General features: G+C 64.1%; 10 protein-coding genes and 1 tRNA gene. 7 read left to right on the top strand and 4 right to left on the bottom strand.

Features of this window, described 5'->3' with window-relative positions:
• Window positions 1–136 precede the first annotated feature (136 nt).
• The 4 genes from pstS (at window position 137) to pstB (ending at window position 4,192) form a co-directional block, all read left to right on the top strand.
• The gene (gene pstS, locus FM113_RS16340; RefSeq protein ID WP_087015898.1) at window positions 137–1,240 is read left to right on the top strand and encodes a phosphate ABC transporter substrate-binding protein PstS; all 1,104 of its coding nucleotides are present in this window, start codon (window positions 137–139) and stop codon (window positions 1,238–1,240) included.
• 82 nt (window positions 1,241–1,322) lie between these two features.
• The gene (gene pstC, locus FM113_RS16335; protein ID WP_087015897.1) at window positions 1,323–2,261 is read left to right on the top strand and encodes a phosphate ABC transporter permease subunit PstC; all 939 of its coding nucleotides are present in this window, start codon (window positions 1,323–1,325) and stop codon (window positions 2,259–2,261) included.
• Window positions 2,261–3,373 carry a phosphate ABC transporter permease PstA gene (gene pstA / locus FM113_RS16330; protein ID WP_087015896.1) on the top strand — a complete coding sequence of 371 codons (1,113 nt, stop codon included), beginning with the start codon at window positions 2,261–2,263 and terminating at the stop codon, window positions 3,371–3,373. Before pstC ends, pstA begins: the two co-directional genes overlap by 1 nt.
• Before the next feature lie 39 nt (window positions 3,374–3,412).
• Window positions 3,413–4,192 (top strand): phosphate ABC transporter ATP-binding protein PstB, encoded by a 780-nt coding sequence (gene pstB / locus FM113_RS16325; RefSeq protein ID WP_087015895.1) that lies wholly within the window; start codon window positions 3,413–3,415, stop codon window positions 4,190–4,192.
• A gap of 193 nt (window positions 4,193–4,385) precedes the next feature.
• Here pstB and FM113_RS16320 read toward each other — a convergent pair whose 3' ends face one another.
• Entirely contained in the window at window positions 4,386–5,018 is a 633-nt protein-coding gene (locus tag FM113_RS16320) for a hypothetical protein (RefSeq protein ID WP_254909058.1), read from the bottom strand.
• A gap of 137 nt (window positions 5,019–5,155) precedes the next feature.
• Between FM113_RS16320 and FM113_RS16315 the strand changes: the two genes are divergently transcribed.
• Both FM113_RS16315 and FM113_RS16310 read left to right on the top strand, forming a co-directional pair.
• Window positions 5,156–5,228: transfer RNA gene (locus FM113_RS16315), tRNA-Lys, on the top strand.
• A gap of 276 nt (window positions 5,229–5,504) precedes the next feature.
• Window positions 5,505–7,451 (top strand): choice-of-anchor Q domain-containing protein, encoded by a 1,947-nt coding sequence (locus FM113_RS16310; RefSeq protein ID WP_087015894.1) that lies wholly within the window; start codon window positions 5,505–5,507, stop codon window positions 7,449–7,451.
• Here the strand turns inward: FM113_RS16310 and FM113_RS16305 are convergent.
• The 3 genes from FM113_RS16305 to FM113_RS16295 form a co-directional block, all read right to left on the bottom strand.
• Window positions 7,431–8,051: a LysE family transporter gene (locus tag FM113_RS16305; RefSeq protein ID WP_087015893.1), complete on the bottom strand. Its 621-nt coding sequence runs from the start codon at window positions 8,049–8,051 to the stop codon at window positions 7,431–7,433. The two genes, FM113_RS16310 and FM113_RS16305, sit on opposite strands and share 21 nt — an antisense overlap.
• Before the next feature lie 59 nt (window positions 8,052–8,110).
• A complete protein-coding gene (locus FM113_RS16300; protein ID WP_087015892.1) occupies window positions 8,111–8,509 on the bottom strand; it encodes a metalloregulator ArsR/SmtB family transcription factor in 399 nt (132 codons plus the stop codon).
• A 65-nt stretch (window positions 8,510–8,574) separates the two neighbouring features.
• Entirely contained in the window at window positions 8,575–9,636 is a 1,062-nt protein-coding gene (locus FM113_RS16295; protein ID WP_087015891.1) for a cation diffusion facilitator family transporter, read from the bottom strand.
• Window positions 9,637–10,065: 429 nt separating this feature from the next.
• On the opposite strand from FM113_RS16295, the gene FM113_RS16290 reads away from it, so the two are divergent.
• Window positions 10,066–12,555, top strand: a complete 2,490-nt coding sequence (locus FM113_RS16290) for a LuxR C-terminal-related transcriptional regulator (RefSeq protein ID WP_176387272.1) — start codon at window positions 10,066–10,068, stop codon at window positions 12,553–12,555.
• Window positions 12,556–13,033 lie beyond the last annotated feature (478 nt).

The raw sequence follows: 13,033 nt of genomic DNA, 5'->3' as shown, positions 1-13,033 counted from the left end.
AGCCGCAGGCTCACCGACGCCTCTCGTTCACCCGCTGTTCACCCGCTGGCAGACCGCGCTTCACTCAGTCCACCTAGCGTGGTGGTGTGGCCAGGAACGGCCACCTCACCTCCACTCTCAGATTGGACCACCCCACGTGAAGCTCTCAGCACTGACCAAGGTCGCGGCCATCGGCGGACTCGCCGCGCTCACGCTGACCTCTTGCGCCGCAAACGAGTCGGGCAGCACCGCACCGGCAGAGAGCGGCAGTTCTTCCTCGCTCTCGGGCGAGCTTGTGGGCGCCGGCGCTTCCTCGCAGGGCTCGGCCCAGGAAGCTTGGGTTGCAGGCTTCCAGACCGCAAACGCCGACGTCACCGTGAACTACGACCCGACCGGCTCGGGTGCGGGCCGCGAAACCTTCCAGGAGGGCGCGAGTTCCTTCGCCGGTTCGGACCGCGCGTTCAAGGCCGAAGAGATCACCGCTGGTCCCTTTGCGAGCTGCGCCGCGGACACCGGGATCGTCGAGTTCCCCGCCTACATCTCCCCGATCGCGCTCATCTTCAACGTCGACGGTGTCGATTCGCTGAAGCTTGACGCCCCCACCGTCGCAAAGATCTTCTCGGGCTCGATCACCAAGTGGAACGACCCGGCAATTGCGGCCCAGAACTCGGGCACAACGCTGCCCGACCTGAACATCACCGCGGTGCACCGCTCCGATGAGTCGGGCACGACCGGCAACTTCACGGACTACCTCGCCGCAGCAGCGCCGAGCGACTGGACCGTCGGTTCGATCGAGTCCTGGCCGACCGAGTTCGGTGGCGAGGGTGCCCAGGGCACCTCCGGCGTGGTCGAGGCCGTCAGCAACGGCGTTGGCACCATCGGTTACGCCGACGCCTCGCGTGCGGGCGAGCTCGGCACCGTCGAGATCAAGGTCGGAGACGAGTACGTCGCGTACTCCCCCGAGGCCGCAGCAGCGATCGTTGACGCGTCGCCCCTCGAAGAGGGACGCACCGACCACGATCTCGCGATCAAGCTCGACCGCACCTCCAGCGCCGACGGCGTCTACCCGATCGTGCTCGTGAGCTACCTCGTCGGCTGCGAAGAGTACGCCGATCCGGCAAACGCTGAGATCGTCAAGGAGTACTTCAGCTACATTGTGAGCGAAGACGGCCAGAAGATCGCCGCGGACGCCGCAGGCTCCGCTCCGATCTCCGCGGAGCTCCGCGCGAAGGTCCAGCCCGCGATCGACGCCATTAGCTAGTCCCGCTGCGGTGGGTGCGGCCAACGCAGCACCCACCGCACGGCCAGCGCCCACAATTACCCGCCACGAACCAGGAGCCTGAGTGTCTGTCGCCTCTGCACCTTCCAAGCCGGTCCTGAGCCGCGGAGATCGCGTCTTCTCGCGGTCCGCGGTTTTCGCCGGCAGCATGATCCTCGTGACACTCGCCGCCGTCGCGATCTTCCTGATCGTGCGCAGCCTCCCCGCCTTCGTGGCGACTGAGGACAGCGCATCGCTGCTCAGCAGCAACTTCTGGGCCTACGTCGGCCCCCTCGTCTTCGGCACGGTGTGGGCTGCCGCCCTCGCCCTCGCCCTCGCGCTTCCGCTCGCAATCGGTATCGCCCTGTTCATTTCGCACTACGCGCCCCGCCAGCTTGCACAGCTGCTGGGCTACATCGTGGATCTTCTCGCAGCAGTGCCCAGCGTCGTATTCGGTCTCTGGGGCATCGGCGTGCTCGCTCCGGCCGCTCAGCCCATCTACGCGTGGTTGAACGAACACCTCGGGTGGATCCCGCTCTTCGGCGGCGTTGTCACCGGCACCGGTCGCACGATCCTGACTGCTGCGCTGGTGCTCGCGGTGATGATCCTCCCGATCATGACCGCGATCTGCCGCGAGATCTTCCTGCAGGCCCCCGTGTTGCACAAGGAGGCAGCCCTCGCGCTCGGCGCGACCCGCTGGGAGATGATTCGGCTCGCGGTGCTGCCATTCGGTCGCCCGGGCATCATCTCCGCCGCAATGCTCGGCCTCGGCCGCGCCCTTGGCGAGACCATGGCCGTCGCGATGGTACTCTCGGCAACCGGCGTCGTGAGCTTCCGTCTTCTGACCTCCGAGAACCCCTCCACGATCGCCGCAAATATCGCGCTCGCGTTCCCCGAGGCCTACGGGGAGAACATCAACGTGCTGATCGCGACAGGCCTCATCCTCTTTGTCGTCACCTTCCTGGTGAACGCCCTCGCCCGGTGGATCATTAGCCGCCGCGCTGAGTTCTCGGCGGCCAACTAATGCTGCAGACTGACGCACCTAGGAGCACACCCGTGGCACTCACCGTCCGTCCCGTCCACGCCGGATCCGCCCTCGCCGGCAACCGGCTGTCGCGCAGCACCCCGTGGATCACACTCGGGGCGAGCCTCGTGGGCGCCTTCGCGCTGTTTGCCCTGCTCGCCGCGGCAAACGGGAGCGAGTTCTCTCTCGTAGGCGCGATCCTCGTCGGCGCAATCGCCTACGTGCTTGTCATCTCGCTGCTCTCCGGCTTTGTCGAGGGCCGCCGTCAGGCCATCGACCGCTGCATCACCGCGCTTGTCACCGGCGCTTTCCTCCTCGCGATGGTGCCGCTCATCTCCGTCGGCATCACCGTCGTCAGCAACGGCATCGCCCGCTTCGACATGGAGTTCTTCAGCTCTTCGATGCGCAACGTCACCGGTGAGGGCGGCGGCGCGCTGCACGCGATGGTCGGCACTCTGATGATCACGCTCGCCGCGACGGTGATCTCCGTGCCGCTCGGCCTGATGACTTCCATCTACCTCGTCGAGTACGGGCGCGGGCGGCTCGCGAAGCTCATCACCTTCCTTGTGGATGTCATGACCGGCATCCCCTCAATCGTGGCCGGTCTGTTCGCCTTCGCGCTGTTCGCGGTCTTCTTCGGGCCCGGGGTCCGCATGGGCATTGTGGGTGCCGTCGCGCTCTCGGTCCTCATGATCCCGGTTGTGGTCCGCTCAAGCGAAGAAATGCTACGCCTGGTGCCGAATGAGCTCCGGGAAGCGTCATATGCACTCGGCGTACCGAAGTGGCGCACAATCTTAAAGATCGTGCTCCCCACCTCGATCGCGGGCATCACCACCGGCATCATGCTCTCGATCGCCCGCGTGATCGGCGAAACCGCGCCGCTGCTGATCACTGCCGGATTCACCGCGTCGATGAACTACAACCTGTTCTCCGACCGGATGCAGTCCCTCCCCGTGTACGTGTATACGCAGTTCGCCAACCAGGGCAACCCTGCCTTCGCGTTCCTTGAGCGCGCCTGGGCCGCGGCGCTGCTCCTGATCCTCATCGTCATGGCGCTCAACCTCTTCGCCCGCCTTATCGCGAAGTGGTTCTCCCCCAAGTTCGGCCGCTAACGCGCCGCCCAGACCCGCAGCCAAAGGAAAGCACACCGTATGTCGAAGCGCATCGAGGTTTCCGACCTCAACGTCTACTACTCGAAGTTCCTCGCCGTTGAGGGGGTCACGATGAACATCGAGCCCCGCAGCGTCACCGCCTTCATCGGCCCGTCGGGCTGCGGCAAGTCCACCTTCCTCCGGACGCTGAACCGCATGCACGAGGCAATCCCCGGTGCGCGCGTCGAAGGCGAAGTACTGCTCGACGGCGAAGACCTGTACGGCGCGGGCGTTGACCCGGTGCTCGTGCGTCGCCAGGTGGGCATGGTGTTCCAGCGCCCCAACCCGTTCCCCACGATGTCGATCCGGGAAAACGTGCTCGCGGGCGTGCAGCTCAATAACCGCAAGATGTCCAGGAGCGACGCTGACGATCTCGTCGAGAAGTCACTCTCCGGCGCAAACCTCTGGAACGAGGTCAAGGATCGCCTCGACAAGCCCGGTTCGGGCCTCTCTGGCGGCCAGCAGCAGCGCCTGTGCATTGCCCGCGCCATCGCGGTCTCCCCTGAGGTGCTCCTCATGGACGAGCCTTGCTCTGCCCTCGATCCAATCTCGACGCTCGCCATCGAGGACCTCATCGACCAGCTCAAGCGCGAGTACACGATCGTGATCGTGACGCACAACATGCAGCAGGCATCGCGCGTCTCGGATCGCACCGCGTTTTTCAACATCGCTGGCACCGGCAAGCCGGGCAAGCTCATCGAGTACGACGACACCTCGACGATCTTCTCGACGCCGTCGATCCAAGCGACGGAAGACTACGTCTCCGGGCGCTTCGGGTAGCCCAGTACCGCTCCGCAGGCAGAAAAAATACCGAGCCGCAGAAACGCCTCTCGGCGGAAGGCCGCTCGAAGCGGCGAAAATTGGAGCCCGGGGTTACTGCGGCCCGGCAGCTCCAGTGTACCTCAGTCGCTTTTCGCGGTCACGGTGTGTTCAAGCCGGGCGCGGCACGCGAAACAGGCGATCCCGAGTCGTTTCACGCGAGCGTACCGTCACGCCAGCGGCGCGCCCCGCCCTGCAGTTCGTGCGCAAATGTGGAGTAGCGCAGCGCCCGCGTCGTGAGCTGTGCGGCGTGCACGTCGTCAAGGTCGTCTCGGGTGTCCGCGAGGTCGGCAGCTCCCAGCGCCATCACCCGACAGTAGCTCGCGGCCCGATCCAACGCCGCTCCGAGATCTCCCGTGAACACGCCACGCAGGATCGTGTCACACAATTCCCCAATGGCCTCTGGCGACACCGGGTCCGCGGCACCCGCAACCACGGGATCGATCGTGGCCGCAGCGGCAGCTGCACCGCGGCGAAACTGCTCAGCCGCACCCTCCGGGTCCGCGTCGACGACGCGCCGGAGCAGATACAACCGCCAAAGCACCCCGGCGAGGGCGTGCGCCGACTGCGAGGCCCACAGCTCCGCGACATCGTGCAGGCCATCACCCGAGGCGAGCCGCACGACACGCTCCACGACTTCGGGGTCCGCACCACCACGCACCCGGTCCAGCAGCGCCCAGGAGGTCTCCTGGGCAACGCGGTGCGCGGTCCCCGCTTCATCAGCGCCGATCACCCAGTCGAACTGGGTCGCGGGCTGTAGTACGGGGCGCATGTACTCTCGGGTCACTGATCTCCTGGCTGTCGAATATCCTGCGTGTGTGAGGTGTGTAGCGCGCGGTGCGCCAGACGCAGCGAGTCTACGCCGGGCGCGCGGTGGGTGTGTGCACCGAGCACCCGGGAAAACACGATAGATTAGAGAGGTAGGGGCCTCTAGCTCAGTTGGTAGAGCATCGGACTTTTAATCCGCGGGTCGCCGGTTCGAGCCCGGCGGGGCCTACTGCACGAATCCCCGGTCTGTCGTTGCGTCGACGGGCCGGGGATTCTTTTGTCTCCGGACCGGGGACCGGGGAGGGTTCGCTGGGCACGGGGAGCCACACCGAACCGCACTCACCACCGATCCACCTCCACTCAACCTCACCGTTCTTGGCGCTCAGATTTCCCGGATTTATCTCCCACGCGTTCATTATTAACGCGGCATCTTTTCCGCACCCGAGACGGTGTCAACGCCCGCACGCAACCTGGCGGCGGGGACCCATCAACGGAGGCTCTGCCGATGAGACAAACCCTGGTCACCCTCGTGGGATGCGCCGCGGCGCTCCTGGCGACTCCGTTGCTCAGCGCCCCGGCGCACGGCTCCGCGTGGGTGGTCACCAACTCAGCAGACAGCGGTGTCGGATCACTCCGCGCGCTCATCGAGGCCGCAAATGAGACACCGGCAGATGAGACGATCGTGATCCCCGCGGGCATGACCGCCCAACTCAGCGCCCCCGTTCCTATCTCGGGGAATCTTACGATCACCGGCGCGGGTCCCGACAGCTCCGGGATCCAACGTGAGGGGGACGACAGCACGAGCTGGGAGACGTTCACGCAGGATGCGGGGTCGCTCAGTCTCGAACGCGTGAGTTTCGATGGCGGCCCGGCCCATCAGCCTCTGTACTTGAACACCGGTTGGGGCGATGCGGCGGCGGAGCTGCTTTGGACCGATGTGCGCATCACTCGATCAGCAGCGGCCATTCACACCAGCGACCTCGCCGTCCCACTGACCCTTACCCGAGTCACGGCTGACAACGTCGACCGAGTGCTTGATCTCAACGGCGGTGGCCCCGACACCCCATACCGGCATTCCATTGCCGTGCGTGATTCGTCATTCGCCAACGTCACCAACACCGGGATAAGCGTCGCCGAAGTCGTTTGGGGTTCGGGGTCCGGAATCGAGCTCACCCGACTCAGATTTGCCGGCGACGGAAACTTCCTCGTCGCGAACGTCACAGCGGACTCCACAGAACATGCCGGCGGGGCAATCCTCACGGCCTCCGAGCTCGATGTCGAAGCGCTTGTTCCATTCCATCTGCGAGGTCAGGCTGTTACACCGGCACTGCCCGGGTCCGTCGTAGCCGAAGTCACGAACTCCACGATCCAGGGTCGCATGCAATCGTGGGTTGACGGGCCAGATGAATCATGGAGTTATGTCTTCGAAAACGCAACGTTTGTCGGCGTGCCCAGCGAGCCCGTCCTGGCGATCGGGAACGCCTCTGTCGCAATGAACCATGTCACCGTAGAAGGTATCCTCAAGTTCGATGGGCCCGGTGAGATCACGAACTCGGCCCTCATCGCGCCTGACGGTGTGGCCCCGGTGGCGACCAGCTGGGGACCGTCCACGGTGACCGGGACCGGAAACGCCGCGACGACGCAGCTGCCGGAAGGCATCGAGGGCATGGTGCTTCCTGAGTCAGACATGCGATTGGGGCCGCTCGGCACACACGATTCCGCAGCACAGCGTGTCCGGATGCCCGCCAGCAGCTCACCGCTTCTGAACGCTGCCGTGCCGTCGCCACTCACCCAAGATCAGCGCGGCCTCCCCCGCGGCCCGGGCGTCACCGCCGACATTGGCGCGGTCGAGCTTCAGCTCCCCCGTGTGGCAGTGGGGGACGCCGGAAAGGTCCGCGCGGGAGAGGCCGCAGTGTTCCCAGTGACGGTGCTCTCGGCCGGGGAAGTTCCCGCCACGATCGAGGTCGCCACGGCACCTGGCACCGCCACTGAGGGCACCCACTACGCTCCGCAGATCCTCACCCTCGAGGTTCCTGCCGGTGAGCACCCCCAGTCGCTCGCGCTCACGGTGCCCAGCTTTGCCACGGACACTGTCCGTGGCAAACAGTTCTCGGCAGAAGCAACTGTCCGCGAGGGAAACGCGCTGCTCGATCCCGCCTCCGGGGTCGCCACCTTTGCCACCCCGGCCAGGGTGATTCCCACGATCACCCCGCCGACTCACCCACCAGCACCCCCGGGTACCCCGCCTGGACCTCGCCCAGGCGCTGAGAATGCGATCGTCTCCCCTCGCGCGGGCGCTACTGCGCCGCTTGCCCGGACGGGTGCGGAGTCCCCGGCATCGACAATCGCCTTGGTCATCATCCTCGGAGCGCTCGGCGCAGTCACGCTCTTCGGAGCGCACAAGAGTGCTGCCGCCAGACGAACTCGATCGTCAGTGGAGCAACAAGAGTAGCCCCGCCACCGCGATGAATAGGACTCCAAAGATTGTGTTCAGCGTCCGCTGCCCGCGGACCGTCGCCGCAAAGCGCCGGAACGGTTTCGCCGCCGTGGCGAAGAACCCCCACATCACGACAATGTCCACACCCATCACCGTCGCGATAAGGACCAGATACTGCGGCAGCAACGGCTCTGCGGGCCGGATGAACTGCGGCAGGAACGCGAGGAAGAAGACGATAGCTTTCGGGTTCAACAGGTTGACCCAGAACCCCCGCCGCAGCAACTCCCACACCCCCGTCTCGGTGGTGTCTTGGGCCTCTTGCTCGGGAGTAGGCCTGCTCAGGATCATCCGCACGCCCAGGTACACAAGATACGCCGCCCCCAACCAGCGGATCGCGTTGAACAGCAGTGGGGTCTGCGCAACCAGCACACCAACACCGGCGGCAACGATCAGGATGTGCACAAGGAGCGCGAGCTGCTGGCCCACGACACCCCAGAACGAGCGCCGCCACCCGACCGTGAGCGAGTTCGCCATGGTATTGATCGCCCCGGCGCCCGGGGTCAGGCTAATGACAACAGTTGCGGTGAGCAGAGAGATCCAGAGCGCGAACGTCACCAGCACAGTGTAGTGGTGCGGCGGGTGCCCGCACGGCGCGGGGCAGTTCGCACATGGCCCTAGTCTTGGTCGGCACTCGAGACAACCGCCGTGCCGTGTACGGGGCACAACTGCACGATGTCGCCCGTGAGTTCGAGCAGCCGTTCAGCCGCGGCGAACAGGCCAAGCAGCTGCTCCGTGTGCCGCAGTGAGTATACGGAGGCTCGGCCCTCGGGACGCGAACTCACGAGACCCGCGTCTTTGAGCGAAGCCAGATGTTTCGACACCGTGCTCTGAGAGAGCCCCAGGTGCTGGGTCAGATCTACGACGCGGTGTTCGCCAAGCTGCAGGTGCTGCAGGATCACGAGCCGAGAGGGATCACTGAAACTCTGAAAGAGGTGCGCCGCAGGAGTGAGCGCGGACACCTGTTCCGAGCGTTCACGCTCCGGTCGAGCGTCCGACTCCGCGTTCATCGTCATATTCCGATACTACGCTGCACGCACCCTCACAACGGGGCGACACAGACCGTGCCGCCCCGTTCGCACTAGTGACTATGGCCCACGTGCATCCCGCCGCTCACCGATGGTGCCGACGTCAGCCCAGCCAGGTCACGGTGCATAGCACCCTCATGAGCAAGGTGCTCGGGCGACTCGAATTGGAACGTGCAGTGTTCGATCCCGAATTTCTCGCGCATGCTCGTTGTCAGTGCGTCGAGCGTGCGCCCGTCCTCCCCCGCTTCAGAGACAGCGGGATCCGGCACCACATGCGCAGAGAGGACCGTCACGCCGCTCGTCAGACCCCAAACGTGCAGGCTGTGCAGGTCCTGTACCCCCGGGGTGTCTTCGATTTCACGCTGCACCTCGGTCAACTCAATCCCGGCAGGCACACCCTGCATGATCAGGTTGATCGCTTGCTTCAGCAGCATGAAGGCGCGCGGAAGGATGATGACGCCGATCGCGGCTGCCGCGATCGCGTCCCCCTGGTTCCACCCAAAGGCGAGGTTCAGGATGCCGGAGATGATGATAGCCGCCGCGCCAATCCCGTCACTCATGACCTCAAGGAAGGCGGCCTTCACGTTGAGGCTTTCCTTCGCACCGCGGCTCAGCAGCGCGAGTGAGGTACCCGCACCGATCAGTCCGACGATGGCAAAAATGATCACGCCACCGCCCGCTACATCGGACGGATTGAACCAACGCTCGACGGCCTCGAAGAGGATGTAGCCGCCCAGTCCGAAGAGCAGTAAGCAGTTGATGAGTACCGCAACGATCTCGGCGCGCATCATGCCGTAGCTGCGTTTCGTGTTGGCCCGGCGGGTGGCGAGGAATGTGGCGATGAGCGCGATCAGAATCCCGCTCGCATCGACAGCCATGTGCAGGGCCTCGGCCATCAGCGCGAGACTGTTTGTCACAGCGGCACCCACGCCCTGCGCGACGATGATTGTCGCGTAGATTGCGAGCACAATGCCGAGTCGGCGGCGGTGCGCCCCAGTCGCCGTTTGCACTGTGCTCTGCCCGGAACCCTGCCCGGCTGGTACCGCGGTCGGGGCCGCGTGATCATGGTTATGTCCGAATCCCAATTCCACTGCTCCTTGCTCGGAGTGCGTCATCGCCGCACTACTCCTTCATCGCCCAAAAGCGATGTTAGCGCTCTTGGACGGTTTTGCCTAGTGTGGACCTTAGCGCCGCTGCTTTTCTTCCGGGCCCCGGGACCACACGCTCGGTTCCGCAACAGACCCAGGCCCGACAAGACGCGCGATGACCGGCCTGGCCCACTTTTCGGAGTGGATGCAAGCCATTCGTGCAGGTGCAGCAGAACACCCCCACCCAGCTCACGAAGCGCCCTCTGAGTGAGTCGAGGTGTTCTACAATCTCAGACACAGGCAGACCGCTGGGGTCATCCCACTTCGGGCAACCAGATTTTCCCCGTACACGGCGATTTCTACCTGGAGCTAGCCAGCTACATAGAGGATCGCCATACGGATCACCTCTGGCTAGCACCGACGATGTGCGTTGCACCCGCCAGGTTAGGAGCTGGGATGTTCGTATTTGAGGCCGAGAGCCAGAAGGCCTTCGAGCTGATTCAGCGTGGCTCAAGCGTTCGATTCGTAGGCAGGCGACTCAGCGGTAGAAGCACCCTTCTCGGCACGGTTACCTCATTGCTTGAATCTGTGGCGGTTCCAGTGACCGGAGTCCGGGGTGACCTCGCAGCGCAAGCGACCCCGGGCTACGGCTTGGAGCAGATACGCGCGGACCTTGGGTTTAGCCTCAAGTCCCGTGACACGTTTTCTGCAGTCGAAGCGCTCGCAGGTGCTCTCGGCCCGAATTGGGTCCTGACAGTTGATGATCCCCATCTCCTCGACACATTTTCCCTGCATGTGATCGCAGCGGTGCGGCAAAGGCTCAAGCTGCGTCTCGTGGTATCCGCCGTCGCAGGCCGCACTTGCGAGGAGGACTTGCCTGCGGTCTGGCCGGAGTCGCTGGTACGCGTTCCCGATCTGGATCTCCCCACGACAGGGGCGTTACTGCATGAAGTACTCGGCGGCGCGATCGATCCACATCTGACGGCCCGTTTTTACGGCAAATCAGGCGGAATCGCCGGACTACTCACTGCGCTTGCTGACAGTGCGCGCTCGGAAGGACTCCTCGAGCAGGTCCATGGGGTCTGGCGAGCACGCGCCGCATCGCTCTGGAGTCCGAGCATCACGATCTTGATAGACAGCATGCTCGCGGAATTGAGCGACTCAATGGCTGAGATGGTGACCTGGCTCGCGGAGACAGGTCCAACAGATTCAGACCAAATGCACGAACGGTTCGGACGCACACGAGTGCGTGAAGGGATCCAGCATGGATTCGTTTCGCCGGTAGGAGCTGCCACCTCGAATCGCTTGCAGGCTTGGCCTCCAATTGTTGGCACCCGTTTCCAAATGGAGAGCCACTCCCCCGAGAGCACTCGCCCCGCAGTACGGCCAAGCCAGCTCGACGAGCAGTATCCAGGCGCATCCATAGCGGGAGCCGGGACGGAACTCACGCAGCTTGCACGAAGCTTTGCGGAGCATGATACTCGGGAAACCGAGCAGGCACGTCGGGCCTGGGGAATCGCCGCAACACCCGAGAACGCACTGAGATATCTCCTGATCGCGCTTGGTAACGATGAGGAACGGCAAACCGTGCGGCGCGTCTTTCTTGAGACGCCGACGCTCATCCTCGACCCCGTGGAGAGCGACTTTCGATTACTCTTTCAGTACATTCAGTGGCTCGTATTCGAAATGAACGATCCTGAGCAGGCGAGAAACCGTCTCGCCGAAGTCGAGCGCGCCACTCCCCATGCTCTAGTTCCGGCACAGGCGCTACTTCCGGCCCTACTTGTCTTCCGTGGTGAGGCGATGCCGTCGGGCTATCCCGAGCAGCAAACGCCCCCCTCTGGGACGATTCACCTCACCCGACTACTGCTCGCGGTGCTCTCCGGTGATATCTCAACTGCAGAAGAGGAGCTGCGCTCCGGCGATCTATTCCCCCAGTTCGCATGGCAGCGGGAGTTCATCGAAGCAGCTCTGGCGTATCTCAACGGGGCAGTCTCCAAGTCAATTGAGCTTGCACTTCGATACCGGGAGCAAGCGACTCAGCGCTTCGATCGAACCTCGTTTACGGCGCTCTCCTACGTCGCAGCACTCGCGTCCCAGCACCTCGGCAATGTCGAGCTCACACGTCGTCTGATCCTTGAAACCACAGTGATCGGGCGACCACATCTCGCGTTTGGATCGGTGTACAGCGCGATGTTCGTCATGGGGGCAATGGACGCGCATTTCGCGGGACGGGAGCAGAATCGAGAAGACATGCTCCTCGAAGCTGCGACGGTTGCGCCCATTGTCGGCCCGCTGCTGGGTATGGGCCTGGACTTCCCCAACGCGATCGTTGATTCTGGGGCGGACTCAGAAAAGTTCGACCGTGACATGTCTCAGGCTGTGGATGCGCGGCTCGACAAGGGCTATATTGTTGGGGCGATTCAGACTGGCCTCAGCGCACTCACCATCAGTTGGGGACCGCGCACGGCCGGAGCACTTGCACGCGCTGCCCACAGAGTAGACCTTCCAGTGTTTCGCAATGCGACAGAGCTGAGTTCGCTTCTCAAGTCCACGGATTTGGGTCCTCTCGCCGAGTGGAGTCGCACGGTGCACGTCGGGGACGACCAGGATTTGATCGTGAGGCTATTGGGATCAGCCTCACGTCACGCGAAAGCGGCAGGAGACGATGCGCGTTCAGCTGCACTGCTCGAACTCACTCGTGAGTACTTTGGACCGTCCCACGACGAGGGAGCGATCCCCGCACTCCGTGCCCCGAGCCCAGGCGAAACTGTGACGCAGCGCGAACACGAAATCGGACTCCTCGCTGGGCAGCTCAGCAATCCCGCGATTGCTGCCCGACTGGGGATCAGCCGAAGGACCGTTGAGAACCACATTGCGGGAGCGCTCCGAAAAACTGGGAAGACGAATCGCAAAGAACTCGCAAGCTACCTCGCCTCGCACTAGCGCGGAGGGGGCCGGCCGAAGCATCGGCTCGGCCCCCGCTCGCACCGCAGTGTCGACCCTGCATACGCGTGCTGTGACCGGATCGCCTCGCGCGAGGAGTTCGGAGTTGCAGCACTCGCGAAGTGCAGCCGGCACGGAAGACCCGTCCGCACCGACTGCACTTCGTATTCCAGCACGTTTGTCGTCGCCCTAGGTAACTTCAACACCAGAGTAGGTGCAACAACATCCCAATGGAGGCAGCGCCTAGGCAAGCCGCGCATCTACAAATAGGTGAGGGAAGGTGAAGACCTCCAGCCAGTCGGTCACGTGTCTCTGCCTCCGCGGCCAGGTCCTCCACGAAGCCAAGCTCACATTCCTCGCAAATACTCCGCACCGACTGCCAGCCCCGCATTCGAACTTTCGGGATTCTTCAGTCGCGGGGCACCCGACGAGCTCAGCAGCGCAGCCTCCCCCACGTTCATGGATCGCCTAATTCGGA

It is taken from the genome of Leucobacter sp. 7(1), assembly GCF_900163635.1.
Lineage (GTDB): Bacteria > Actinomycetota > Actinomycetes > Actinomycetales > Microbacteriaceae > Leucobacter.
This window is presented reverse-complemented; position numbering and strand designations above follow the sequence as displayed.

What these genes read in the sequence shown, in the direction of transcription:
- pstB (WP_087015895.1), top strand. Translation starts at nt 3,413, where the DNA reads ATGTCGAAGCGCATCGAGGTTTCCGACCTCAACGTCTACTACTCGAAG.
- FM113_RS16295 (WP_087015891.1), bottom strand. Translation starts at nt 9,636, where the DNA reads ATGACGCACTCCGAGCAAGGAGCAGTGGAATTGGGATTCGGACATAAC.
- pstA (WP_087015896.1), top strand. Translation starts at nt 2,261, where the DNA reads ATGCTGCAGACTGACGCACCTAGGAGCACACCCGTGGCACTCACCGTC.
- FM113_RS16300 (WP_087015892.1), bottom strand. Translation starts at nt 8,509, where the DNA reads ATGACGATGAACGCGGAGTCGGACGCTCGACCGGAGCGTGAACGCTCG.
- FM113_RS16310 (WP_087015894.1), top strand. Translation starts at nt 5,505, where the DNA reads ATGAGACAAACCCTGGTCACCCTCGTGGGATGCGCCGCGGCGCTCCTG.
- FM113_RS16290 (WP_176387272.1), top strand. Translation starts at nt 10,066, where the DNA reads ATGTTCGTATTTGAGGCCGAGAGCCAGAAGGCCTTCGAGCTGATTCAG.